Annotated in this window: 20 protein-coding genes; 8 read left to right on the forward strand and 12 right to left on the reverse strand. The window is 35.8% G+C overall.

Annotated elements, in window-relative coordinates; translation table 11 throughout:
* The first annotated feature begins 45 nt into the window (after positions 1 to 45).
* Complete coding sequence (locus tag D0T08_RS25630; RefSeq protein WP_116985611.1) at positions 46 to 1,551, forward strand: glutamate synthase subunit beta; 1,506 nt, start codon at positions 46 to 48, stop codon at positions 1,549 to 1,551.
* A 69-nt stretch (positions 1,552 to 1,620) separates the two neighbouring features.
* On the opposite strand, the gene D0T08_RS25635 is transcribed toward D0T08_RS25630, so the two are convergent.
* Genes D0T08_RS25635 through D0T08_RS25645 form a run of 3 tightly spaced genes read right to left on the reverse strand, consistent with a single transcriptional unit; the run spans position 1,621 to position 4,243 of the window.
* On the reverse strand, positions 1,621 to 2,568 hold the full coding sequence (locus D0T08_RS25635) for a phosphoribosylaminoimidazolesuccinocarboxamide synthase (RefSeq protein WP_409012964.1): 948 nt from the start codon (positions 2,566 to 2,568) through the stop codon (positions 1,621 to 1,623).
* 35 nt (positions 2,569 to 2,603) lie between these two features.
* Positions 2,604 to 3,263, reverse strand: a complete 660-nt coding sequence (locus D0T08_RS25640; RefSeq protein WP_116985612.1) for a hypothetical protein — start codon at positions 3,261 to 3,263, stop codon at positions 2,604 to 2,606.
* Positions 3,264 to 3,280: 17 nt separating this feature from the next.
* On the reverse strand, positions 3,281 to 4,243 hold the full coding sequence (locus D0T08_RS25645) for a VWA domain-containing protein (RefSeq protein WP_116985613.1): 963 nt from the start codon (positions 4,241 to 4,243) through the stop codon (positions 3,281 to 3,283).
* An 84-nt stretch (positions 4,244 to 4,327) separates the two neighbouring features.
* Here D0T08_RS25645 and D0T08_RS25650 point away from each other — a divergent pair, with 84 nt between their 5' ends.
* Complete coding sequence (locus tag D0T08_RS25650; RefSeq protein WP_116985614.1) at positions 4,328 to 5,503, forward strand: SGNH/GDSL hydrolase family protein; 1,176 nt, start codon at positions 4,328 to 4,330, stop codon at positions 5,501 to 5,503.
* A 5-nt stretch (positions 5,504 to 5,508) separates the two neighbouring features.
* Here the strand turns inward: D0T08_RS25650 and D0T08_RS25655 are convergent, their stop codons facing one another.
* Both D0T08_RS25655 and D0T08_RS25660 read right to left on the reverse strand, forming a co-directional pair.
* Positions 5,509 to 6,561, reverse strand: a complete 1,053-nt coding sequence (locus D0T08_RS25655; protein WP_116985615.1) for an acyltransferase — start codon at positions 6,559 to 6,561, stop codon at positions 5,509 to 5,511.
* Positions 6,561 to 7,697 carry a glycosyltransferase family 4 protein gene (locus D0T08_RS25660; RefSeq protein ID WP_116985616.1) on the reverse strand — a complete coding sequence of 379 codons (1,137 nt, stop codon included), beginning with the start codon at positions 7,695 to 7,697 and terminating at the stop codon, positions 6,561 to 6,563. The genes D0T08_RS25655 and D0T08_RS25660 overlap by 1 nt, the downstream gene beginning before the upstream one ends.
* 128 nt (positions 7,698 to 7,825) lie before the next feature.
* Here D0T08_RS25660 and D0T08_RS25665 point away from each other — a divergent pair, with 128 nt between their 5' ends.
* Both D0T08_RS25665 and D0T08_RS25670 read left to right on the forward strand, forming a co-directional pair.
* Complete coding sequence (locus D0T08_RS25665) at positions 7,826 to 9,184, forward strand: hypothetical protein (RefSeq protein WP_116985617.1); 1,359 nt, start codon at positions 7,826 to 7,828, stop codon at positions 9,182 to 9,184.
* A gap of 37 nt (positions 9,185 to 9,221) precedes the next feature.
* Positions 9,222 to 10,160, forward strand: coding sequence for an SUMF1/EgtB/PvdO family nonheme iron enzyme (locus D0T08_RS25670; RefSeq protein WP_116985618.1), 939 nt, complete (start codon positions 9,222 to 9,224; stop codon positions 10,158 to 10,160).
* Between the two features lie 61 nt (positions 10,161 to 10,221).
* Here D0T08_RS25670 and D0T08_RS25675 read toward each other — a convergent pair whose 3' ends face one another.
* From D0T08_RS25675 to D0T08_RS25700, 6 genes are all read right to left on the reverse strand, one after another.
* Complete coding sequence (locus tag D0T08_RS25675; protein ID WP_158561351.1) at positions 10,222 to 12,069, reverse strand: LysM peptidoglycan-binding domain-containing protein; 1,848 nt, start codon at positions 12,067 to 12,069, stop codon at positions 10,222 to 10,224.
* A gap of 348 nt (positions 12,070 to 12,417) precedes the next feature.
* Positions 12,418 to 14,061, reverse strand: coding sequence for a glucose-6-phosphate isomerase (gene pgi / locus D0T08_RS25680; protein WP_116985633.1), 1,644 nt, complete (start codon positions 14,059 to 14,061; stop codon positions 12,418 to 12,420).
* Between the two features lie 77 nt (positions 14,062 to 14,138).
* Positions 14,139 to 14,945 carry a glycoside hydrolase family 25 protein gene (locus D0T08_RS25685; RefSeq protein WP_116985620.1) on the reverse strand — a complete coding sequence of 269 codons (807 nt, stop codon included), beginning with the start codon at positions 14,943 to 14,945 and terminating at the stop codon, positions 14,139 to 14,141.
* 129 nt (positions 14,946 to 15,074) lie between these two features.
* Positions 15,075 to 15,710: a peroxiredoxin gene (locus D0T08_RS25690; protein WP_116985621.1), complete on the reverse strand. Its 636-nt coding sequence runs from the start codon at positions 15,708 to 15,710 to the stop codon at positions 15,075 to 15,077.
* 194 nt (positions 15,711 to 15,904) lie between these two features.
* Positions 15,905 to 16,447 (reverse strand): hypothetical protein, encoded by a 543-nt coding sequence (locus D0T08_RS25695; protein WP_116985622.1) that lies wholly within the window; start codon positions 16,445 to 16,447, stop codon positions 15,905 to 15,907.
* Positions 16,448 to 16,651: 204 nt separating this feature from the next.
* A complete protein-coding gene (locus D0T08_RS25700; protein ID WP_116985623.1) occupies positions 16,652 to 18,376 on the reverse strand; it encodes a T9SS type A sorting domain-containing protein in 1,725 nt (574 codons plus the stop codon).
* Positions 18,377 to 18,570: 194 nt separating this feature from the next.
* Between D0T08_RS25700 and D0T08_RS25705 the strand changes: the two genes are divergently transcribed.
* The 3 genes from D0T08_RS25705 to D0T08_RS25715 all read left to right on the forward strand — a co-directional run bounded on the left by D0T08_RS25705 (position 18,571) and on the right by D0T08_RS25715 (position 23,406).
* A complete protein-coding gene (locus tag D0T08_RS25705) occupies positions 18,571 to 21,234 on the forward strand; it encodes a carboxypeptidase-like regulatory domain-containing protein (RefSeq protein WP_158561352.1) in 2,664 nt (887 codons plus the stop codon).
* 100 nt (positions 21,235 to 21,334) lie between these two features.
* Positions 21,335 to 22,627, forward strand: coding sequence for a Na+/H+ antiporter (locus D0T08_RS25710; RefSeq protein ID WP_116985625.1), 1,293 nt, complete (start codon positions 21,335 to 21,337; stop codon positions 22,625 to 22,627).
* Positions 22,624 to 23,406, forward strand: a complete 783-nt coding sequence (locus D0T08_RS25715) for a sialate O-acetylesterase (protein ID WP_116985626.1) — start codon at positions 22,624 to 22,626, stop codon at positions 23,404 to 23,406. Before D0T08_RS25710 ends, D0T08_RS25715 begins: the two co-directional genes overlap by 4 nt.
* Position 23,407: 1 nt before the next feature.
* Here D0T08_RS25715 and D0T08_RS25720 read toward each other — a convergent pair whose 3' ends face one another.
* Complete coding sequence (locus D0T08_RS25720) at positions 23,408 to 24,217, reverse strand: metallophosphoesterase (protein ID WP_116985627.1); 810 nt, start codon at positions 24,215 to 24,217, stop codon at positions 23,408 to 23,410.
* Between the two features lie 272 nt (positions 24,218 to 24,489).
* On the opposite strand from D0T08_RS25720, the gene D0T08_RS25725 reads away from it, so the two are divergent.
* Positions 24,490 to 24,852 carry a Crp/Fnr family transcriptional regulator gene (locus D0T08_RS25725; RefSeq protein WP_116985628.1) on the forward strand — a complete coding sequence of 121 codons (363 nt, stop codon included), beginning with the start codon at positions 24,490 to 24,492 and terminating at the stop codon, positions 24,850 to 24,852.
* Positions 24,853 to 24,950 lie beyond the last annotated feature (98 nt).

A 24,950-nucleotide genomic window follows, 5' to 3' on the forward strand; every position in this document is an offset into this window, starting at 1 on the left:
TGAAACTTAAACATCCTAAGATATACACAAAATCATAATAAAGAAATGGGAAAACCAACCGGTTTTTTAGAGTTTGAACGTCAGGCGTCTTTAAAACGTGATGTACTCGAAAGAAAAAAAGATTATAACGAGGTTGAAACCAATTATGACTCACAACAAACTCGTGAACAAGCTGCCCGTTGTATGGACTGCGGAGTTCCGTTCTGTCATAATGGTTGTCCTCTTGGTAATATTATTCCTGAATTTAATGATGCAGTATGGGAGCAAAACTGGGAATATGCTTATCAGATATTAAGTTCAACTAATAACTTCCCTGAATTTACTGGTAGAATCTGCCCTGCGCCTTGTGAAGCCTCTTGCGTATTAGGTATTAACAAACCACCGGTAGCTATTGAATATATTGAGAAATCAATTATCGAGAAAGCGTATGAAAACGGTTGGGTAAAACCTAGTATTCCAAGTAAAAGAACGGGCAAAAAAGTGGCTGTGATAGGCTCTGGCCCTGCCGGTTTAGCTGCTGCGGCTCAATTAAATAAAGCAGGCCATTGGGTAACTGTTTTTGAAAGAGCTGACGAGGTAGGTGGCTTGTTAAGATATGGTATACCTGATTTCAAATTGGATAAATCGGTAGTAAAACGCAGAGTAGCTGTGATGGAAGAAGAAGGCATTGTTTTCAAAACCAATGCTAATGTGGGTGTGAATGTAAAAGCCAGCGATTTAGTACGTGATTTTGATGCGATAGTATTGGCTGGTGGTTCTACCATCCCAAGAATGATTGAAATTAAAGGCAAAGAATTGAAGGGTGTGTATCCTGCTATGGAATTCTTAAGCCAACAAAATAAACGCGTCTCTAATCTTGACCGTATCACCGACCATAAAGGCGATGCTTATGCTAATGGTGAGTTATTGGCTACCGGAAAAAATGTGGTTGTAATTGGTGGTGGTGATACCGGTTCTGATTGTGTGGGAACATCGAACCGCCATGGGGCAAAGAGTATTACGCAGGTAGAAGTAATGCCTGAGCCTAGCATTGACGATAAAAAACAACCTTATTATAAATTCAGAGCAGAAACTACGCCTTGGCCTAACTGGCCATTGACCAAACGTACTTCTACTTCACATGAAGAAGGTTGTGAGCGTTTATTCAGCATCAATGTAAAAGAATATGTTGGTGATGCTGATGGTAATCTGAAAGGTATCATCATTTCTGAAGCAGCTATGTTTAATGGCAACCGTGTAGAAATGAATGAAAGAGAGATTCCTTGTGATTTGGCTTTGATTGCTGCAGGCTTTTTGAATCCTCAGCAAGAATTATTGCAACAATTGGAAATTGAAGTTGATGAGAGAAAAAATGTGAAAGCATTAGAATATCAGACTAATAAATCTAAGATATTTGCAGCCGGCGATATGCGCCGTGGGCAGTCTCTGGTAGTGTGGGCGATTTCAGAAGGCCGTGAGTGTGCCAGAATAGTAGACGAATATTTGATGGGAGAGTCATTATTAGAGGCCAAATCTGTATCTATGATTTCTCCGGCTTATATTGGTATTTGATTTTATCTTCTTAATAGATTGAGCCGCACCTATGGGAGCGGCTCAATTTGTTTAAAGGAATACCAGAAATCATTTGCTCAGGTAGCTTTTAATATTATCTTCAATTCTTTGAATAATATCTTCACTTGTAGAAGGTTCAAATGTTTCTCCTGTTACTTTTTCGTAAAGTTCAATATAGCGTTTTGAAATTTCTTCTACTTTTTCGTCTGTCATTTCCGGTACTACTTGTCCATCTTTGCCCTGGAAATTATTAGCTATCAACCACTCTCTTACAAACTCTTTAGACAATTGTTTTTGAGGTAAGCCTTGCGCGAGGTTTTCTTCATAACCATCAGCATAGAAATATCTAGAAGAATCAGGTGTATGAATTTCATCAATCAGGTAAATCACGCCATCTTTTTCGCCAAATTCATACTTAGTATCAGCTAAGATCAACCCTTTCTCTGCGGCCATTTCTGTACCTTTTGCAAAAAGTGACAGCGCATATTTTTCCAGCTGTACATATTTTTCTTCTGACACTAATCCTCTGCTGATGATCTCTTCACGAGAAATATCTTCATCATGCCCTTCGTGTGCTTTTGTAGTTGGGGTAATAATCGGTGTAGGAAACTTCTGGTTCTCTACCATACCATCGGGTAGCGCTACTCCACATAATGTTCTTAAACCACTTTTATAAGTACGCCATCCATGTCCTACCAAATATCCTCTCACAACCATTTCAACAGGAAAAGTCTCACATTTAACACCTATTGAAACATTCGGATCAGGAGTGGCTACCAACCAGTTAGGTACGATATCTTTAGTGGCGTTAAGAAATTTTGAAGCAATTTGATTCAATACCTGTCCTTTTGCCGGAATTGGTCTTGGTAAAATTACATCGAAAGCTGAGATTCTATCAGAAGCTATCATTACCACTTTATCATCAAAATCATATACATCACGCACCTTTCCACGATAAAATCCCGTTTGACCTTTAAAATTAAAATGCGTTTCTTTTACTACAGAAATTTTTGTCATATGTATTGAAATAATTATTTAAATTTTAAGAGACCTTACCAGTCCTTTTCATTCTTGCTATTTTTCTTGTTAACCCCTTCCCTTTTAGGTGCAAATTGCAATTCATTGTTCTTCATGGATTCAAGAATTTGCAATGCCTTTTCTCTACTCATCTTTTCAGGATTGGTAGACTGCAAATCATCTTTTTTCTCATCCGATTGCCTGGTTTCAGAACTATCATGATTATCTTCCTGATTTTGCGGAGATGGAGGCGGAGGCTTGTTATCCGGTATTCTTTTTCTCAGCAGTTCATAGTTATATCTCGCTGTAAGATTTTCGGGATTTTTTTGCAGTGCTTCTTTGAATAATTGCATGGCTGTCAAGCTATCTTTTTGCATAACATTAATTACCCCTATCTGGATAAGTGCTACTGTAAAAATCTTTTCATCACTCACCCTCAATAGTCTTTTATATTCTAAAAGTGCTCTGGCAGTGTCGTGCGTATGGAAATAGGAATGAGCCATATTTAAGCGCGCATCAGGCTCTAAATTGAAAGAAATATTAGCTAAATTTTGATATTTATCTCTTGCCAGTATATAGTTCTTTTTCATAAAAGCCGTTCCGGCTTCTATTTTCAGCCTGTTTCTCTCTGAAACATTCGTTAAGGAACGAATATTCAGAAATAACAAGACAATATAAAAGAACCAGGTATTCATTAATAAAATAGTCTGAATTAAAGTTTAATTGTACGTATAGTAATCAAAATATCAATTATCATTAATGCAAGTGCCAGAAATACAAAATAAAAGTATTTATTATTAGCTACTGTCATTTTTCGTGTATCCACCCAGTTGTTTTCCAATTGTCCTACTTCTTTTAAAACTGCCTGCACATCATTTACCTGATTAGATAACTGAAAATATTTACCTCCCAAGACTTTGGCTAATTGCTTCAGATAATCTGCATCTAATTTCGAAATGATTTCAACGCCGTTTTTATCCTTCTTAAAATTTGCCCCTTCTTTTATTTTTCCACCCTGCGACGTACCAACGCCCAGAACTAAAAAGTTCACCCGATTTTTCCGTAAATCCTGAATAACCTCTGACTCCAACTGTCCAAAATCTTCACCATCGCTTGCCATAATTATCACCTTTGCTCTACGGTTTGAGGCACTAGATGAATTATATTTGGTTTGTATAAGTTTAAGTGCAGTATTTATGTCTGTACCTGACTCTATAAATAAATCGCTACCTAATTTCTGAATAAATAGATTTAAAGCATCTTTGTCATAAGTCAGTGGTATGTGTACGTAAGCATTTGAAGAAAAAACCACAATACCTATCCTATCAGACTTTAAAGTATTTAGGTTTTTGATTAGCTCAAACTTTACTTTTTCTAACCTTGTTGGTTCAATGTCTACTGCATCCATTGATTTTGACACATCAAAGGCAAAATATACGTCTTTCCCACTTGCTTGAGCCTCTATTTCACTTACACCAAAACTTGGCCCCAATAAACCTATGATACATAGCCCCAGATAGGCTATTCTGATAAAAAACTTTATAACTACCGAGCGTGATGTAGTTCCTAAACGTTTAGCTATTATGTAGGTACGTATAAAATATACGATATATACTAATAAAAATATGCCTATAAAAACGTATTCAACAATTGTCAGAGGTTTTATCCAATTCATACTTTATAATGCTATTTCATTAGTTTCACCTCAGCAAAATTTTTATCTTTGCGAAAAGTACACAAAATTGCAAAAATTATTTCAATGTCGAAGTTGATTAAAAAAGTTTTTCCATTACTCATTACATTTATTATTAGTCTCTCGATAGGCTTGCTTATTGGAGAATTCGTCATCAGAATATTTTTTCCACAAGTTACCTCTCCTGTTCAATTCTTTTATGATGAAAAATTAGGAGGCATGGTTCCTGTACCTAACCAAAAAGGTTTCAAAGAACACCCGAAAGTCTATTATTACGAATATAAGAATAATGACATTGGCATGCGCGATACTCGTCATGTAGCTGATTATAAGAAATATCCCAATAAAATTCTTTGTCTAGGCGATTCGTTTACTTATGGTTGGGGAGTAAATGACAATGAAACTTTTGCAAAGATTTTAGAAAAAAAGATAAATAAAGATACAATTGCTGTACTGAATGCAGGGGTTTCTGGCGTAGGTACTGATTATGCTCTGAAGTTTCTTCAGGTAAGAGGGCAAGAATTAGCCCCTAATACAGTTATTTACTTTTACTTTGATAACGACATTAATGATAATAAAGCCAATGCCTATTTTCATATTGAGAATGACTCAATTATTGTAAATGAGCAAAATTCTTATGCAACAGTCAACGCGCTTAAAAAGAATAGATTAGTAGAAAATAAACTTTATAATTGGTTATCTTCTAATTCTCAGCTATTTGGCTTGATTCGCTACAATATTGGCTTGATGTGGAATAAGAAGGTAAGTGATGCTAATAAAGCCAGCGAAGCTACGACAACCACTACAACCCAATCTAAAGAGACACCTCAAAAAGATACAGGGAAGGCATTAAAAACCAAAGAACAACCTGTATTAACTCCACACAAGGCTTCTAGTCAAATTTCATCGCAAGAGCCACTTTATCATACTTATAAATATCTTTCAGCATTGGCGAAAGAGACAAAGGAGCAAGGAGTTAATTTCCTGGTTTTTTATATTCCATCTCATAATTCATTGGAAGAATTTCAGAAATCGGGTGCCATTGGTGTTGAAAATGCATTAAATAACTATTGTGAACAAAATCACATTAAGTTCTTCTCGTTTAGAAATGAAATAATGAAAGTAAAGAATCCAATAGAAACTTATTATCTACCAGTTGATTTTCACTGGAATCAGAAAGGCCATGCATTAGCTGGAAACTATTTATACAAGACTTTAAAACAAGAAAATATAATCCCTTAAAAGGATCAAAACTTTGCTTTCAATGCTCTTTGTTCAATCAGTTTCCATGATGCATAAGCGATAAGAACCACTATCATTGCCATGACTATTAAATCCCAGATACTTCCAAAAAAACCATAGCTTAACATTGTATTGATAACTGGCAAATGGTAAATATAAATACCATAAGAAATGTCATTCTCGTGTAGAAGATTCTTGCTTAAATGAACAAAAGAAAATGCAAATGAAAGGCTCGATAATGATAGCAGAGTATTAGCAACAATTCCCCAGATAGAAAGGTCATAAGGGTCAATATAGAATTTAAGCCAGGTATGAAATGTTAATATAAAGACTGTGTATATACCTAACCAGATAAATACTTTTCCTCTTAAATATTTCTCCAGCCAATCAAAGTTTTTATAGATAGCAATACCTGTTAAAAAGAAATTGAGGTAATAGAAGACTGTATTTCCTAAAAATTTGGCGATTAATTCATGACTTAAAATCCAGGTATTCGTATTAATCAGATACTTTGTAAAAATCGACAATACAAATAGTATTGCTATTACAATATTGGTATAAAGAAGCCTTTTAGGCAAGTTGATAATATATAAAAGTATGGGGAGGATAAGATAGAACTGTAATTCAACGGCTACACTCCATAAACTTCCATTTGGATGTCCCGCTCCCCAGGCTTTTAGAGAAGGCGTAACATAGAATTGCAAAAAAGAAATCTGTGCTACGAACCATATCAATAAATCCTTAATAATAATTGGCCGGATAAAATAAATTAACAACAAAGCTGTAAGAACAGTACATACCCATAAGGCTGGATAAATCCTTAAGGCCCGGTTTCTGAAATACTTCTTTAAATCAAACTTATTTCTCTCTAAAGAATAGCTTATTAAAAACCCGCTAATAGTAAAGAAAATAGGTACTCCCGGAAAATGAAAAAGTACGGCAAGGAAATCGTACATACCATCGAAAATTTTGAAATGAACAGCTCCATGCCAGATTAAAACCTGAAAAGCAGCCATTAAACGTATCAAATCAAAATTATTAGTTCTATTGATGTTCATTATAATACTTTTTTAAAACCATTATACATCTCTTGAGCAACCTGCTCAGGAGAGTATTTTTTAATTATTTCTTTAGATGCTTTTCCAAAATCTTTAATTAGATCTGATTCGTCAACAAATTTCCGCATAATATCAGCCAATTCATCAGTATCATAGGGGTTAAAGGTATAACCATTTTCTCCATTTTTCACTAAATCGTGCGATGACCCACATTTATTAGATACTATCACTGGCATTCCACATACCATGGCTTCATTTACTACTAATCCCCAGGGTTCGGAATAACTCGGCAATACAAAAACATCTCCTAAAGCCATAAATTTGGGTACATTATACCAGGCTTGCCCTTCAATGAATCTCACCCCTTCAAGATTATTATCAGCCACGTATTTTGTTAATTTTTCCCCTTCTGCTCCATCGCCTAATATCACTAATCCCCAATCTTTTGCTTTTAATTTTGAAAAGGCAATCAATAAATTTTCAACATTTTTAATAGCCATTAATCGCCCGGTATATATAAAATTGTAGGGCCTCAAATTATTTTTTTTCTTTTCTACCTCTCTATTAGGATAAGTTTCCTGATAAATAGAAGCAATCGTCTGATTATCAACCGCATTATTCTCCAGAAGAATCTGATTAGGTTTAGCTCCGAATTTAAGCATATATTCGGCAGCTTTTGATCCATAACAGAAAAATCCTTGGGCTCTATTTACAACAAAACGTTTAATGGCTTCTTTCCACCAGATGTTTGGTTTGTCCTCTTCTGTAGAATCGACAGAAATGATAACTTTGATACCCACCAGACGACAGTAAAAAATTACTGTATTCATAGCAGGTTCATAATATCCTGACACGTTCACCACATCAGGTTTGAATTTACGGACCCAATACAACATTTTCTTAGCTCTTATCGTATTAGGAATGTTCTCATAATAATCATCAACCAATACCTGATAATTATATTGATGAATACTTCTGTCGACAGGGCCTAAATTAGCACGCGTTATTTCGTTCAGTGAGGTTTGAAGAACTAATAATTCATCGTTTTTATGAGCGTTAACTATTTTCTGGAGTTCTGAATAAATTTTGCCTTTATAATGAGACCAAAGGTACTGATGAATGATAAGTATCCGCATTCGCTGCCGTTTTTATCTTTAAATAACAAAGGCTCAAAATTACGAAATTTTCGTCCTTAAAATAGAAAATTAACCGATAATAAATGACAATTAGCCTTAGGTAAAGTATATTTGTAAAAAAAATAAAGATGATAATCTACATAGACTTATTACTCAATAAATTATTAAAATATCGGCAGAGTCTGGGTTTAAGCTTTTTCTTTTTCGGAGCACCAATCATTTATTTCCTGAGAGATGGGCTTAAATTAGCTCCTAATAGTACTGCGTTTACGGCTGCATTAACTTTTGGGAGTATATTATTAGCATTTCCGTTTACCATAAAAAAGGTATATCAAACCAATACCTTAGGCTATCTTCTTTGTATTGCATACTCTATTATTGCTATATTTTATCTGGCAGTTTACGCACCAAACAGGGGCTGGTTTACCAATACATCTGTCGAGGCTGTATATCAGGCATTGATATTATTATCGATGTTTATCTTTGCAGGTACTTCTATTAATTCACTCAAAGATACATTTCTCTTCTTTTCCCTCGTGATTTGTGTAGTTGGTGGGTTAAGTCTATTGTACTACGTTTTCAGGAATCCATTATATGTCATTGGTATGCGTGCTTCAATCAGCTTTAGTGGAGATGATGAGGTCTCTTCCATGGGAAATCCACATATCTATGCAAAAAGCGCTTATTGTGGTGTGGTAGCCGGAATTCTTTTGCTACGTAATGAAAAACGACTTTTCTGGCGTCTGGGGTATATTGGTAGTGTGGTAATACTATTATTAGTATTAGCGCTTTGTCAGGCTATGGCTATCATTCTTGTGACTGGTATATTCTTCTTCTTTTATTATATCACCAGTATCAACGCCCATAATATCTATAAAGTATTGAAATGGACTTTTGGTTGGCAAGGTATTCTATTGTTCTTTATAGCTTGTGGTGGTATTTATTATCTATGGGAGCATACAAGATTTGATGAGTATTTTATAAACGTCTCAAATATCATTACAGAAAGGATTGAGCGTATTGTAACCTCTTTGACGGATACCAAAACTGCTTCTTCGGTCAAATTAGCCGGTGATGATTCAGCGTCTACACGTGTAACCAATATTACGAATCTATTTAAGAGCATTGATGAAAGAATAGATGATGGTGACTGGCTGACTGTAATTTTCGGTAATGGCTATCATCATAAATATCTTGACTCTCCTATTTTTCAGACACTTAATGATTTAGGAATAATAGGCTTCTTTGTCTTTACAACACTTCATATCATATTGCTGATCTGGGTTTTCAAAGAAATACTCAATCCCACCACCAATTTTACGCTTTTTACAGCTTATGTATTTCTGGCAACGGTGATACAGAATTTTACAATGGGGATGCCTTATGATTACCAGCGCTGGACTGCCATTATTTTTGTGGCCCGTTTTGCCTTAAATTATAAGCAGGTTCCTTTGGTTGAGAGACCAAAAGCTACTTTAGCAACCTGAATTATAAAACCCTGACCCCTACTTTACCCTAGCTGCTATGAAGTATCTTATTGTATTATTCTCGTTGTTGCTCTTTTCATGCAATAAAAGTGTTGATTCTTATCAATTTTCTGAGAATATTACTATTTACCAATCAGAACCAGAAGACAAGTCTGCTGTTAATAATCCTCCAAAGGCTTTTCCTGTCGATATGGTTTATGTGCCCGGAGGTTTTACCCAAATTGGTGCAGAAGGCGGCGTAGATTGGGAAAAACCCACTTTCTGGGCTCAGGTAAAACCCTTTCTGATAGATGCACATGAGGTAACAATAGGTGATTTCAGAAAATTTGTTTTAGCAACTAACTATCAGACAGAGGCAGAAAAATTTGGAGATGGTGGCATATTAAATGAAGCAACCAAGCAATGGGTATTAGAAAAAGGTGCCAACTGGGAGTATCCTTATGGGAAGAAAGCAAATAAAGCTCCTGACAATTTTCCGGTAACTCAGGTATCATGGAATGATGCCAAAGCCTATGCAAAATGGGCGGGTAAAAGACTTCCCTACGAAATTGAATGGGAACACGCTGCAAAAAATGGTATCAACTCAAAGTTAATCTACCCCTTTGGTAATGAGTTAGTAGCTAATGGTAAGTATCTGGCCAATACATGGAATGGCACTTTCCCGAATTTTGATAAAACCCTTGATGGATTTCATTTTGCCGCTCCTGTAAGCTCTTACAATAAATCTCCTTTAGGTATTTATGATATGTGCGGTAATGTATGGGAATGGTGCGAAGACTGGAAAACTAACTATGCAGATTTATTAACAGGTATAGAAAGAAAATCCGGTGAAAAGAAAGAAAAAGTACAGAGAGGAGGTTCATTTCTATGTGAGCCATCGTGGTGTCATGGATATAGAGTTTCAGGCAGATCATTTACTACACCAGAAACAAGCTTGATGCACGTGGGTTTTAGATGTGTTACGGATATTCAATAAAAAAAATTAGCCCCCGTCAGTGACAGAGGCTAATCTGAGCTATTGAGTGAATCTATACTATTTACAAACTTCTAATTTTCAGCACTACCCCAACCTTCACAATATTACTGGACAGCTTATTTAATTTCCATAAATCGTCCAACGTCACATTATAGTTTACTGAAATTCTGAACAAGGTGTCATCTTTCCTGACCTTATGGTACAAAAAATTATCTTGTTGTTCTGTGGTTTTATCTTTTAAGGTATTTGTGCTTTGAGGCGCAATCGGAGGTGTGGCTTTACTCTCCGTTTCGTTCCTAGTCTGAACGGGTGGAGTAATATTAGTTTTATCAACAGTTTTCGGCAAATTTAAGTTCATTGTTTCTTCTTTCCTAATTTCTTGCGTTAAAGGTGAAGAATTTAATTCCTTTTCTTTTATTGCCAGGCTAACCTCGTTAGTATTGCCTTTAATACCTATATTTTCTTTTACTTCTACTTTGCCTTTTTCAACTAATACCACAGTATCAATCTTCATTGGTTCTTTATTGAGTACTTCTTCGTTCATTTCCTGATTGCTTTCGGCTCTGACCATCGCGTCTATTGCTTCCAGTTCATCAGGCATATTAATATACTCAACAGGTTTATTTTTGGGTCTGGTTGTTTGCAACCAGATTATCCTCCCTCTCTGTAAACGTTGAACCGTCTCAAATCTGTTATATTTTAACAAATTTTCGAGTTTTACACCATAAGTCTGAGATATACTCCATAATGTTTCTCCTTCTCTGACTACATGAAACGGGACACTCGCTTTGGCACTCTTATCTTCAAGATAATATACCTGCCCGATTTGTAGCAGGTCATTTTCTTTAATATCGTTATATTCTACAAACCTCTTTAGCGGAATATCAGCTTTATAAGCCATTGTAACCGGATTGTCACACATTTCAGCCTGTAATCCTTCCAGATTATTAATCTGATAGAAAACTCCTCCTTTGCCCTTACTTTTTGTCTCCTTTTTCAATAAAGGGAAACCAAGATCCTTTGTCGGCAAACCAGATTTTTTTGATAATTCAGTTAATACCCTTATCTCACTAAATCGGCTTGATGGTATGATTACTAAAACCTGGCAATCCGTATCAGGTACATTTTTGGCTAATAGCCAAGGGTTATATTCATTTAGTATAGCAAGGTCAACTTTTAGCTCAGCTGAAATGCGATTCAGGCTTTTACCTTTGCTATACGGGTATTCATATACGATTTTAGAAACTTGTGGCTTAAAAGCCGGAAATTCCTGTTCGATTACCAACTTATAGGCAAGAAACTGTACTAAAGAAATATAAGCCGGGCTATCTAAGGCGATATACTGATTTTCGTTATCTGAAACATTTGCCCATTTACGATTTACCTCTAATTGGTTAATGATTCTCTTGTGAGCAATTAATGAATATAGGGTTGCGCCCCAATTACTATATAATACATTATTTCTTCTTAAACAAAGAGCGGCTCCTCTGGTGGCTGCAATCAGATGTTTGCGTTCATCCACCTGCTCGTTCATTAACAAATCAACTTCTTCTGCCTTTTGTCTATCTAAACACCAGAACACACCTGCTTCAGGTATTCCATTTTTCTCAACTGATGACTGATACTTATCATAATTTACTAAGAACTTGAAATCATCAGGGACACCCTGCTCTCTTAGAATTGGCTCAACGATGGGAAAGAACAAAGTTGCTTTTTCAAGTTTATTTAAAAGCACCTGCCGATTAGACTGAATGTCTTTCATTTCATTTAGAATGAGATACTTCGTAACATCATTCAACTGAAAGGTAACATTCGCAAATTTAACCTCGTTTGGAACTACTGGGTTGTATGAGTCTATATCTCCTGCAAAAGAATTACTGTTTAGCCAACAACCCAGTAGTAAATTCAAGTAAACAATATTTCTAAAAGCACGTAAGTCCATTTTTAGATTCACTGTTACTGTAAATGGGAGACACACAGGTGTCCCCCATAACAGTTGATAACTTTACGTTGGGTTTGAGTTTGAACTTGCGTTCTCGCCATGGCCTACCTTTTTGTGCGGTTTAACCATTTTTTTAATTTAATTAGGAAAGCTTATTTTGTAATTATGATGCTAAAGTAAAATACACATTTGATATTTCCAAATGTAAACGCTATTTTTTTTTATAATTTCTATTAAAATTATTTTTTCAAAAAATAGTGAAAACTATAAACAAAAATATAACCTGTTGATTTTCAACAGGTTATACAAAATCACTTATTTTCTCCACTTTTTATACTGGTTGATTAAACCATTAGTCGAAGTATCGTGAGAATTAATTATAGTGTCATCCTGTAGCTCAGGGTAGATTTTATTCGCTAATTGTTTACCAAGTTCAACACCCCACTGGTCAAAACTGAAGATATTCCAGATAACACCTTGTACAAATATCTTATGTTCGTATGCAGCAATTAAACTACCCAGAGTTTTAGGTGTAATTTTCTTTAAAAGTATTGAATTAGTAGGCCTATTACCCAGGAAAACCTTGTAAGGCGCAATTTTATCAATCTCTGCCTGCGATTTTCCTGCTAACTCTTTTATCACTTCTTCTGATGTTTTACCATTCATTAAAGCCTCAGTTTGAGCAAAGAAGTTTGATAATAGCATTTTATGATGATCTCCCAGTGGATTATGTGATATAGCAGGTGCAATAAAATCAGCCGGAATCAATTTGGTGCCCTGGTGAATCAACTGGTAAAAGGCATGTTGCCCGTTAGTCCCGGGTTCTCCCCAGATAATCGGGCCCGTCTGGTAATTAACTTTATCTCCTTTTCTATCAACATATTTACCATTCGACTCCATATCTCCTTGTTGGAAGTAAGCCGCAAAGCGATGCATATATTGGTCGTAAGGTAAAATGGCATGAGATTCGGCTCCATAGAAATTATTATACCATACGCCTAAAAGTGCTAAAATAACCGGGATATTTTTTTGAAAAGGTGTCGTGCTGAAATGGTTGTCCATTTCGTGAGCACCTGTCAATAAGGCCTCAAAATTATCGAAACCAATGTAACAAGCAATCGAAAGACCAATGGCCGACCATAGAGAGTATCTCCCCCCTACCCAATCCCAGAAACCGAACATATTGGCAGGGTCAATACCGAATTTTTCTACTTCTTTCTGATTGGTTGAAATTGCTACGAAATGCTTTTTTACAAATTCCTCATCTATGGCAGTTTTCAAGAACCAACTACGAGCCGAATGAGCATTTGCCATTGTCTCTTGGGTAGTGAAGGTTTTTGAGGCAATCATAAATAGGGTTGTCTCTGGAGAAACATTTTTCAAAGTTTCTGCAATGTGTGTGCCATCTACATTTGATACAAAGTGTACTTTAACCTTTTTTGCATACGGTTTTAAAGCTTCTGTTGCCATCACAGGACCTAAGTCTGAGCCGCCAATACCGATATTAACAATATCTGTAATAGGTTTATTGGTGTAGCCTTTCCAAGCGCCGGAATTAACTTTTTCTGAAAAATCTTTCATTTTGGCTAATACCTCATTCACTTCCGGCATTACATCGTTTCCATCGACCAGAATTGGGTTATTGCTTCTATTACGAAGCGCTACGTGCAATACTGCACGGTTTTCAGTCTGATTGATTTTTGCACCAGTATACATCTGCTCAATAGCATCAGAAAGCTTACATTCCTGCGCCAATTCAATCAGGTAGGCCATTGTACGGCCATTGATATTGTTTTTTGAATAATCAACCAATATATCGTTGAATTTCAATGAGTATTTTCTGAAGCGGTTTTTGTCTTCAGCAAAAAGTTCTTTCAACTGCTTTTTACTGATGGTTTTATAATGACTTTTGAGTTTTTTAAATGCCGGAGTTTGGGTAAAATCTGTAGTAGGTAGCATAGTATATATACCTCCGTCCCCTAATGGAGGCATTGATTTGATTAGTATTATTTCCTTCAAGGGGATTGGAATCAATCTTATTTGACGCAAATATCATCTAAATGACTTTTAGAAGCTACAAAAACATTAAAATCTACATCACCAATGATGCCGTCAAGTCGGCCATTGGTACTATGTTGCCAAAGCATTAATTTCGAACTTTCGAATCCTTCCAGTTTTCTGCTGTCATAATCTGAAATCCAGAGGGGGTACTCATCGAAATTACCTTTAATATATTGGCGGTAGATATGCTTATTGGTATAAATAATAGGATCTACACCGTAGTGGCTTTTCAGGTGCTCAATAAAGGTAGTTACATTAGCAACTAAATTTTTTCTTACTTTTTTATTTAATCCTTGCACTTCAAAATCAACCACAGGTACGAAATCACCTCCATCAAGCGACACCGTATTTATAAAATTTTTTGCCTGCAAAACCGGATCAGCCCAAGGCACATAAAAATGATATGCACCTCTGATTAAACCTACTTTTTTTGCTTCTCTCCAGTTATTCCCAAAATCCTGGTCTTTCAGGTCAGTACCCTCAGTTGCTTTAATGAAGCAAAAGGTTACGCCCACATTATCATTACTATTTTTTACTTTATGCCAGTCAATCTTTTTGTTGTGGTGAGATACATCAATGCCATGTATCGTGTAACGCAGAGGTACTTTTATACCAAAGCTATCTACGTATGTCCATTTCTGACCATCACTTACATAAACGGGATACAAAATGATAAGCGAGATTACAACAAAAGCATAAAGTGTCTTTAGATTGAATATTCGCTTTACCAGTGTTTTTTGCTGAGTAGTCGGACGTGTCTGGTTCTTTTTCTTTGTTCTCATTGACGCAATAGCGAAAATCTTTTCGATAATCTAATGCTGATCCTATCGCAAATATTGTGCAAAAATAATCAAAAAATAAAAACCGGAAGTTTTTGCTTCCGGTTTTCTGTCAAAATATATTAGCCCTGATTATTTATTTGGTTGCGGAGTATATCTCAAATAAGGTTTTACCACATTAACACCTTTCGGGAATTTATTAATTGCATCTTCTGTAGAAACAGCTGGTACCACAATAGTATCATCCCCATCTTTCCAATCAGCCGGGGTTGCTACCTGATAGTTAGCCGTTAATTGTAAAGAGTCAATCACTCGTAAAATTTCCTGGAAGTTACGACCAGTTGAAGCTGGATATGTCAAAGTTAATTTGATTTTTTTATCTGGTCCGATAACAAATACAGAACGCACCGTTGCTTTTTCAGAAGCATTTGGATGAATCATATCATATAAGGTAGCCACATTACGGTCTCCGTCAGCAATGATCGGAAAATTTACTTCAACACCATTTACTTCCTGAATATCCGGTACCCATCTATTATGTGAATCTAAATCGTCAACTGAAACAGCAATTACTTTTACGCCTCTCTTTTCGAACTCACCTTTCAAAAGTGCTGTTTTCCCTAATTCTGTTGTACACACAGGAGTAAAATCGGCTGGGTGTGAAAATAACAATCCCCATGAATTTCCGAGCCATTCATGAAAGTGAATAGTACCCTGTGTGGTTTCTGCTGTAAAGTCAGGTGCAATATCTCCTAATCTAAGTGACATAAGCTTTATGATTTTAAAGATGAATAATATTTAATAGCATTAATAATCTACTGATTTAGTAGATAATGAATCTATATTTATTTTAGTTCCAAATGTAGAGAAAAAAGTCTATCCTGTTTATTGATGCTAATCATTATTTTATAAATAAAAAGAGACTTCAAACGAAGTCTCCTGTAATACGTTTAAACATTAAATTATTGAATCTGTGCCAAAGGAATTTTGTCTTTATAATTCCAGAAAGCTGAAACATTGACGATTTTCCATTGGCCATTTACTTTTTCCATCAGGCGTACCTCCTTGCTTTGCAGGAAGTACTTCTGGTCACGGTCGCTGTTATATTGATCCCAAGTTAAATGTGCAGCATTATTGCCATAGAATTTATAACGGATATTCTCGCGTTTCACTATAGGATGGCTGTTTCCTGCTTCTTCTTTTTCATTAGGATTTTCTTTAATAAACTTACCCAGGTTCTTATTGATGCTCTCCCAGCCTACGCTGGCATCAAAAGTTCCATCGGCATTACTCCAGGCCTGATATGCATAATCAGAGTGGGCAAATTGATTTTGCCAACAATTATAGTCTCTCTTGAAAAAACAATCAGTTTCGGATTGGATTACAGCCATGATTTCTTTTTTCTCTTTGTCGAGATCATGAAAACCACTTGTAGAAGAATTGGCTGTCTGGCAGGCATAAGCAATTGCTGAAATCAGCGCGAGCGATATCAATTTCGTTTTCATTTTTAGAAAAATTTTAAGAGTCTAAAAAATTTTGTCTGAGAAAACTTACCTTTTATGTATCACCACTTAATTATATGATTAAATGTAAGGATTATATATGACAATTCCAAGTTTTATTTGATTTATTTTAATAAGCTAAAAATACAGATTAGTGAGATTAATCTACCCTTTTTAGCCTCTTAATGAAAGATAAATGACGTTCTATCATTTAATCACAACAATTTTCTTCTCCAAAATACCTTCTTGCAGGTAAATTCTGATAAAATAGGTACCGCTTGGAATAAGTCTTGGTAAATAAAAGCTTTTTGTCAACTCATTAATCTCATTTTCCTGAGTTAAAACCCTTCCTATCGAATCAATCATTTCAAATCGCCAGGTATGGATCAACTCTCCGTTTAGTTTAATTGTAATACCTGCATCCGTAGGATTTGGTGATATGCTAACCGTAACTCTTTCATCGGCATTCAATTCCAGACTTGTAATTGATGTACCCCCACCCTGCTCAACGACTACACTTTTTTTCCCTACTATTTTATCTGATAATTCATTCAGGTAACATTCCAGATTAGTGTAGCCTTCAATACCAGTAAATTTCTTTGATAATTGCATGCCATTATGGTCTTGTACATTAGGATTTAGCCCGTTTGCTGTTTCCCAGGCATTGGGCATTCCATCATTATCCGCATCTATGGGAGCAGATTGTGCAGCATCTGTCTGGAAAGCATCATTATAATAATCTGTCCCATTAATCGGGTTCGTATCAATTACATTTGTTTTAAGCGGATTCATTAAACGTCTATCCATCGGGTCTCTTGGAAATGCTCCTACATTTTCAAGTGCATAGTCGACTAGTTGGTTAGAAGGAGAATAAGAAATCAAAGGGAAGTTATTGCGAGTAGTCAGGCGAGTAGCTGACCCTAGATCTGTATTAGGCGCATTTGTATTGAAATCACTACAGCAATAGAATAATTGATAATCTGCTAATGTGGGGTATTGATTCATGGTATTGCCATTAGCGAAAAGTCGGTTACTGGCATTCCCTAATAAATCAGCAGAAGCCAATGGTCCAGTATAACTGTTTCTTGCAACAGTTCTATTATTGACATAATTCAGATTTAAATGAAAGTCTCTGCAACCATCTCCACCGGAAGTACAGGGATTATACCAGGTTTGTATCTGCTGATCCCAGAACAGGTTATTAGATACTTCGAAATTCAAAGTCCGGTTATGACAATAAGGCGATTCACAAGAAAACTCAGGCATTCTCCCTCCTATCCTATTCCACACATTATGATGAATACTGATATTATCCTGTTCATGTCCTGCTTCGCTGTAATTCATCAGCATTCCACCTAATGGATAATGCTCTCCTAACGTTTCTGCCAATTGACAGTTCTGAATAGTAATATTGTGAGAATTGGAGATTTGAACGGCTTCATCAACGGCATTCGCAAAAGAACAGTGATCAACTATGACATTCGATGCGCCATCTAAACGCAGTGCATCATCCAATACATAACCCTGATTGGGTAGATTCGTGCCAAATTTTGGTCTCGACCGTAAATGCCTGATAATGACATTTTTTGAGTTGGTGTTGGTTTCATAAATTTCGTCCAGAACAATACCCCGTACAATCACTCCACCCGGAGAAGTTTGCCCTGCAATATGAACATCACCCTGAAAAACCTCTGCGGCACAAGGAATTACCCCGCTTACTTTAAACAAAATGTATTTTCTGCCCACTACTTGCAATGCTGCAGCCAAAGAACCTTGGCCACTGCAATTAAGGTTAGTTACATAAATTACCTGCCCTCCTCTGCCCCCCGTGGTGGAAGCCCCAAATCCTTCAGCGCCTGGAAAAGCAGGGATTGACTGACTAAATAAGGTATAATGAGAAAGCAGTAACACTGTCAATAAAGTTTTTTTCATAGCAATGCATAATTCATTTTGCTACAAATCTCTTACAAAAAGCGCTCCCATATTTGGAAAATAGCGCCAAAAAATAGCAAAAAAGCGACTGTATGAAAAAGATAATTAGTCTGGAATCCCCAAAAACAAGAAATTGGTTATATTTGAACTATTTACTCAAAAAAATTAGACATTTCAAATATCTCTCCTTAAATATGAAATGGCGAATACTGTGTTTCTTTACAATTTTTCTTGCGGGCTTCTGTGTTGAATCTCTTGCTCAGGATAATAGCTGGAATATCAGGGGTAAGGTTTTAGAAGTAAATAAAACCCCGCTTGAGTTCGTGAATGTTTATGTTAATAATACCTCCATTGGAACTACCACCAAAACCGATGGTAGTTTTACGCTAAAGGTCCCTAAAAGCATTCAGAAGGTAGAATTAGTAGTTTCATTCATTGGATACAATACTGTCAAGAAGGTATTGGCACTGCATGAAATGAATAAAACCATTATTTTCTTAATGGAGACTTCGAATATGCTGAAAGAGGTAAAAATCACTGCTAAAAGAGATAAAGACTGGAAGAAGAAGTGGAGGATTTTTAAGGAAGGTTTATTAGGCGATTCACAATTTACATCCGACTGTGAAATAATGAGTCCCGAGGCTATCAAATTAGTCTATGATAAAGACAAAAATGTTGTAGCCACTGCCAATGAGCCTATTTTTATACAAAACAATGGTTTGGGCTTTAAGATTATGTTCGAGATGGAGACTTTTATCTCAAACGGGAAACTGACTTTTTTTGCCGGAGATAAGTTTTTTGAAAACCTTAAACCTAAGGATGAAAGACAAGGAAACCGATGGAAGAGATTAAGAAAAAGAGCCTATCACGATTCATTCAGAAATTTCTTAGTTTCGCTTAGTCAGAATAAACTGGAAGAAAACGGTTTTGAGATTTTTAAAGAAAAACAAATAAAAGACACCTATTTAGGCCGCACAACTGTTGCAAGAGAATTAAAGGATAGTTTGCTATTCAAATGCCCGGCAAAATCCATTTGCTCTTATGATAGCCTTACTAAGCGATTCACGCTTCATTCAGATAAGGCATTGATGATTTTTCTGACAAATCATTTTAATCCAAGACCTATTTTTGGTGATTATCCTTACAAGTTTTCGCAGATTGTTTTGACAAATGGCGCTGTAGAGTTTACCCATAATGGTTGGGTAACCATGCCAAACGGAATGATTCTGAGAGATTATTGGGGAAGTGAAGGTTTTTCGAGTTTATTACCCGATGATTACGAGGATGAAATTCTGATTAATGATGGGTCTTCTCCTGAAATAACAGCAGGTCTTTTTAGTGAAAACGAAAGAAAATTCTGGTTTATCAACGGCAAGGTAGTTGATATTAATGGGCTACCGGTTAAGTCGGCTGATGTTTTTATTAATCATACCGAAAACGGTGTAAAGACCAATAGTGAAGGTAAATTTACAATTAAAGTACCTACTCCCCTTCAGGAATTAGAACTACTGGTTTATCATCCTGAATTTCTTCTAGCCAAAGAAGCCATTACTGCTAAAGAAAACACTGAGGTGGTTCAGGTGAACCTAAAGCCGGACAATTTTTCTGCCACAAACATAAAAGATAAGGAATTTCAAAAAAACTGGAAAGTATTTGAAAAAGTATTGTTGGGTAATCCTAACGAGTTACAACGTAAAACACAGTTTCCGAATGATTGCGAAATCACAAATCCGGAAGTAGTCAGTTTTAATATGGATGAAAACAAAAAACTGATTGCAAATGCAGAAAGGCCACTTTTTATCAAAAATGATGCGTTGGGTTACAAAGTAACCTACCAATTGACAAATTTTGAGCATAATGATACAGAAAGCCTGATTAAGGGAGATAACTTTTTTGAGAAACAGACGCCTATTGACGAAAAGCAGGATTTAAAATGGAAAAAGAACCAACTAAAACTTTATCACGAAAGCTTGAAGTATTTTCTTAACTCACTGGCCCAGAATAAAACTGAAGAAAATGGTTTTATAATATTTAAAATGAGGAAAATACTGGATTTATATGATGGATTTGTAACAGTAAAATCCCAATTGGCCGATAGTTCATTAATTGCCTGTACTACAACTGAGCTCTGTAAGTTTGATCCTGAGACCAATCGTTTTTATTTACACTCTGAATATCCACTATTGGTTTTCTTAACAAAAAGAACAGAACCTGTAAGGCTTACTTTTAAAGATTATCCTTACAAGCGCTCCCAAATTGTACTACCAAATTTCTATCTGGAATTTGCTGCAGATGGAACTGTTACAAATTATCAGAATGCTGAAATGCGTGATTTCTGGGGCAAAGACGGCATATCAGGTACTTTGCCTAACGACTTCAAACCTGAAGCAGAAAGTTTAGATAGAGTAGATTTTGAAATGCTTGAGGTAATGAGTCCGAAAACGACCAATATTGATACCACAAATCGATTTACAAGTAATGGTATTGTGCTTAATCGTACACCGATTGAAGTACCGGCAGAAAAAGGCATTGGAAGTATATCAAATGACTTTAATATAAAAATCAGTGAAATGGATATGCATCTTACAATCTTTGATTTACTGAGAAAGATACCGGGTTTAATAGTAAGATCAGATTTTGTTGGATTCAGGAGCTCTACAAGTTTTCAGGGAGGTTTACAACCTGCAGCGATTTCAATAGATGGGAATTTCACTGATGATCCTGCTATTGTTATATCCTTACTTAATAGTATTAATGTAAGAGAAATTGCCAGCCTTGGAGCTATTAAATATGCGAATGGTGCTATTTATGGTGCAAGAGGTGGCAATGGAGTAATAGTGATAACCACTAAAAAATAAAATTAAAAATATCTTAAGTACTGCATTTGTTTAGGTTGATAATTTTTGTTTTCACCCATTTTTACTCTTCTTTGCTATAAATCCTATTTAACGTTACAGAATGGAGAATTATAGTATCGTATTGATTATTCTGGGGCTAATGATTGTTCTTTCAGCCATTGCAACCCGAATACGAATCCCCTATCCGATTTTATTAGTAACCGCAGGAATTGCCATTGGTTTTATTCCGGGGGTACCGACTATTATCCTGAATCCTGAAATCGTATTTCTGATTTTCCTTCCACCTCTATTATTTGATGCAGCTTTTAATATTTCTTATAAAGAGCTAAGGAATAATTGGGCAACTATCAGTACACTGGCTTTCCCTTTAGTGTTTTTCACAACTACTGCCATAGCTGTTGTTACTCATTATCTGATACCAGCCATGAGCTGGGCTATGTCTTTTGCTTTAGGCGCTATATTATCTCCACCAGATGCAGTGGCAGCGACCAATGTAACCAAAGGGCTGGGATTATCACATCGAACCATTACAATTTTAGAAGGCGAAAGTCTGGTTAATGATGCCTCCGGTTTAATTGCGTTTCGCTTTGCTGTTGCAGCTATTGTAGGCACAAGTTTTGATTTATTGAAAGCTCCCTTCCAATTTCTTATGGTGGTAGCAGGTGGTATATTTGTTGGGATAGTTATTGGCAGAATTTTAGCGTTTTTCCTATTAAGGGTTTATAATAATAGCCTGATTGGTATTAGTGCCATTGCATTGACTCCTTTTATAGCCTATTTGGTTGCAGAAGAATTACATGTTTCAGGGGTGCTGGCTGTAGTTGTCTTAGGAGTTACATTAGCCCTATTTTCTGGCAAATTAATTTCAAAAGGGACTAAAGAGCAGAATAAGTCATTCTGGGATGTGATTATTTTTCTTTTAAATGGGCTGGTGTTTATTTTGATTGGTTTGCAGTACCCATTAGTTATCAAAAATATCAATCATGAAGATATTCTTCAGTTTATAGGTTATAGTTTTCTAATAAGCCTTATCATGTTGGTTTTACGAATATTCTGGATATTCGGACATAGCAAAAACCTCAAAAAAGCCATCGACAAGCGAACGCAGAATATCATGGGTTTCAGAACCGGGCTGTATGCTGATGAAAAGATTGACTGGAAAAACTCTTTAATTATAGGTTGGGCAGGTATGAGAGGAATTGTATCATTAGCCTCGGCTTTATCTCTCCCCTTTTTATTGAGCGACGGTACTCCATTTATACAGCGTGATGCCATAATTTTTATTTCAGTTGTAGTTGTATTAATTACACTCATTATTCAAGGACTCACGCTGCCATTACTGGTCAGAGCCTTAGACAGATCAGAACAAATGAAAGTAAAACAAAAAATATGAAAAAAATTCTTCCGGCAATTGTCATTTTCATTGCACTTTATGCTTGCAAATCAGGTAAACAAAATGCTAGTGTTGCCCAAAAGCAAACCTGGGTTTTTATTATGGCAGGTCAATCAAATATGGCTGGGCGTGGAATAGTAGAAGCACAGGATACCATTACCAATGAAAGGATATTAACTATCAATAAAGATAATCAGGTTATCAAAGCCAAGGAACCTATTCATTTCTATGAGCCAAACCTGAAAGGTTTAGATTGTGGTTTATCATTCACTCAAACACTTTTGAAAGAAGTGGACAAATCTGTTACAATTCTTATTATTCCAACTGCTGTTGGAGGTAGTTCAAGCAGACAATGGATGGGCGATTCAGTGCATCGAAATGTACAATTATTAACAAACTTCCGCCAGAAAATAGAATTTGCTAAAAGCAAAGGAGTTATAAAAGGAATATTATGGCATCAGGGAGAAAGCGATGCCAATGCAAAAGCCATTCCCTTATACAAAGATAACCTGAAAAAACTATTCGGTATTTTCAGAGAGTATGTAGGAAATAACAAACTACCAATTATGATAGGTGAATTAGGTTCATATGCTAAAACACCTACCGAATGGAATGCCATTAACGAGATAATCAGACAATATGTAGATGCTGACCCGAACACTTATTTAATCAGCACCAATGATTTAAAACACAAAGGCGATTTCGTCCACTTTAATTCTGAAGGGCAACGCCTGATGGGTCAAAGAATGGCAGAAGCCTATTTAAAATCAATGAAGTAACTTAGATAGTTGCTTCATTGATTTTAACCATTGGATTCATCAGATATGTCAGAACATCATTATTTTTTTTGAGTTCAACTATTCTGAATCCTCTGTATGGAGTTCCCCAACTTCCACCTATATGTGAATCAAACAGATACGGAATACCATCTTTCATCTTCACTCCTTCTTGATCGTGATCATGTCCGTTAAATACACCCCTGATATTTTTATATTGTTTCAATAAGTCCTGAAACTCAACGCAGTCTTTACCATTTTCGGTCCATTTAACTGGTGTGATATGAACCGTGATAAATACATTCTTTTTATTCTTATGTTCTTCTAATTTGTTTTTGAACCAACTTACATTCGGGCAGAGATATTCTCCTTTAATATTAGAGGTAGTACCAAACAAAAAAGCCGTATCTTTCACCACCACATCATAGTCTAAAGCCATCTTCCAGGTTTGTTCCCATACTTCAGGAGCTACTCTATCGTGGTTACCCTGAGTGACATAATAGGGCATTTTAAGGCCATCCAAAGCTTGTTTGGAGGCAGGTAAGAAATCAGGGTTATCATGTATTACATCTCCGTTGAAAATACATAAATCCAATTTTTCTTGTTTATGCTGCTGATTAATCTGTGATACTGCCGTATCAAAATATTGTTGAAAATCGGTTTTATCTTGTCCATAATGCCCATCAGAAGCCACTGCAAATCTTAATTTTGTTCTCCTGGCAAAAGACTCGTTGCCTAAAGCAGGAATAATGCTTCCGTCGGCTAATAAGATGGTTGCTAGAGAAATGTTTTTTAGAAACTCACTGCGTTTCATAAATGGTGGGTGTTTGAGAAACTATTTGAGTTAATCTTTTCCAATCAAAATAATTCTTTTTCGTAAATACAGCGCTGCTAAAATCCTCATTTAGCTCTGCTAAACTCCGGTTTTAGCACCTTGTCTTTACAAAAAATAATATATTTTAACTTGTAAAATTTAACTCAAATAGCTTCTAAGTTTTTCGATTTCCAAAACTACATAAAATATTATTCTTAATTTGGTGCAAGGATATTAAGATTCGATAAAAATTTCCATCTACTATTAAAGGAATGACAGAGCTTGAAAAATATATAAATTCTTATTTTGGGGTTGAACAGGAAGACCTGTTGCTTATAAGCTCTTTGTTTAAACCCCAAACCTTAAAGAAAGGAGATTTCTTTTTAAGAACAGGCAGGTATTGTGAGAAATTGAGCTTCATGAAGTCAGGACTGCTCAGGGTTTATGTAAGCACAGAAGATAAAGAAGTAACTCAATGGATTTCAACAAAAGGCTATTTTATTACTGACCTTGCCAGTTTGGTTTTTGATAGGCCTGCGCGATGGACGATACAAGCCTTAACAGATGTTGAGTTATATACCATCAGAAAAGAAGATTATAACCAATTAGGTAACTTAAGTTGCTACTTGTCATAGATAAAAAAGAGAGTCCAAGTAATTTTGAGGTGCGAACAAAAAACTAACAAGGACTCATGCTAAAAGATAGCACGATTGCAATTTATGTAATTTTAGAC

It is taken from the genome of Emticicia sp. C21 (assembly GCF_003418935.1).
Classification (GTDB): domain Bacteria; phylum Bacteroidota; class Bacteroidia; order Cytophagales; family Spirosomataceae; genus Emticicia.

Bases quoted from the DNA above. Each gene is read 5' to 3' on its own strand.
- D0T08_RS25725 (WP_116985628.1), top strand. From the start codon at position 24,490: ATGACAGAGCTTGAAAAATATATAAATTCTTATTTTGGGGTTGAACAG.
- D0T08_RS25655 (WP_116985615.1), bottom strand. From the start codon at position 6,561: ATGAACATCAATAGAACTAATAATTTTGATTTGATACGTTTAATGGCT.
- D0T08_RS25635 (WP_409012964.1), bottom strand. From the start codon at position 2,568: ATGACAAAAATTTCTGTAGTAAAAGAAACGCATTTTAATTTTAAAGGT.
- D0T08_RS25700 (WP_116985623.1), bottom strand. From the start codon at position 18,376: ATGAAAAAAACTTTATTGACAGTGTTACTGCTTTCTCATTATACCTTA.
- D0T08_RS25705 (WP_158561352.1), top strand. From the start codon at position 18,571: ATGAAATGGCGAATACTGTGTTTCTTTACAATTTTTCTTGCGGGCTTC.
- D0T08_RS25670 (WP_116985618.1), top strand. From the start codon at position 9,222: ATGAAGTATCTTATTGTATTATTCTCGTTGTTGCTCTTTTCATGCAAT.
- D0T08_RS25720 (WP_116985627.1), bottom strand. From the start codon at position 24,217: ATGAAACGCAGTGAGTTTCTAAAAAACATTTCTCTAGCAACCATCTTA.
- D0T08_RS25665 (WP_116985617.1), top strand. From the start codon at position 7,826: ATGATAATCTACATAGACTTATTACTCAATAAATTATTAAAATATCGG.
- D0T08_RS25710 (WP_116985625.1), top strand. From the start codon at position 21,335: ATGGAGAATTATAGTATCGTATTGATTATTCTGGGGCTAATGATTGTT.
- D0T08_RS25640 (WP_116985612.1), bottom strand. From the start codon at position 3,263: ATGAATACCTGGTTCTTTTATATTGTCTTGTTATTTCTGAATATTCGT.
- D0T08_RS25645 (WP_116985613.1), bottom strand. From the start codon at position 4,243: ATGAATTGGATAAAACCTCTGACAATTGTTGAATACGTTTTTATAGGC.
- D0T08_RS25690 (WP_116985621.1), bottom strand. From the start codon at position 15,710: ATGTCACTTAGATTAGGAGATATTGCACCTGACTTTACAGCAGAAACC.
- D0T08_RS25685 (WP_116985620.1), bottom strand. From the start codon at position 14,945: ATGAGAACAAAGAAAAAGAACCAGACACGTCCGACTACTCAGCAAAAA.
- pgi (WP_116985633.1), bottom strand. From the start codon at position 14,061: ATGCTACCTACTACAGATTTTACCCAAACTCCGGCATTTAAAAAACTC.
- D0T08_RS25630 (WP_116985611.1), top strand. From the start codon at position 46: ATGGGAAAACCAACCGGTTTTTTAGAGTTTGAACGTCAGGCGTCTTTA.
- D0T08_RS25650 (WP_116985614.1), top strand. From the start codon at position 4,328: ATGTCGAAGTTGATTAAAAAAGTTTTTCCATTACTCATTACATTTATT.
- D0T08_RS25715 (WP_116985626.1), top strand. From the start codon at position 22,624: ATGAAAAAAATTCTTCCGGCAATTGTCATTTTCATTGCACTTTATGCT.
- D0T08_RS25695 (WP_116985622.1), bottom strand. From the start codon at position 16,447: ATGAAAACGAAATTGATATCGCTCGCGCTGATTTCAGCAATTGCTTAT.
- D0T08_RS25660 (WP_116985616.1), bottom strand. From the start codon at position 7,697: ATGCGGATACTTATCATTCATCAGTACCTTTGGTCTCATTATAAAGGC.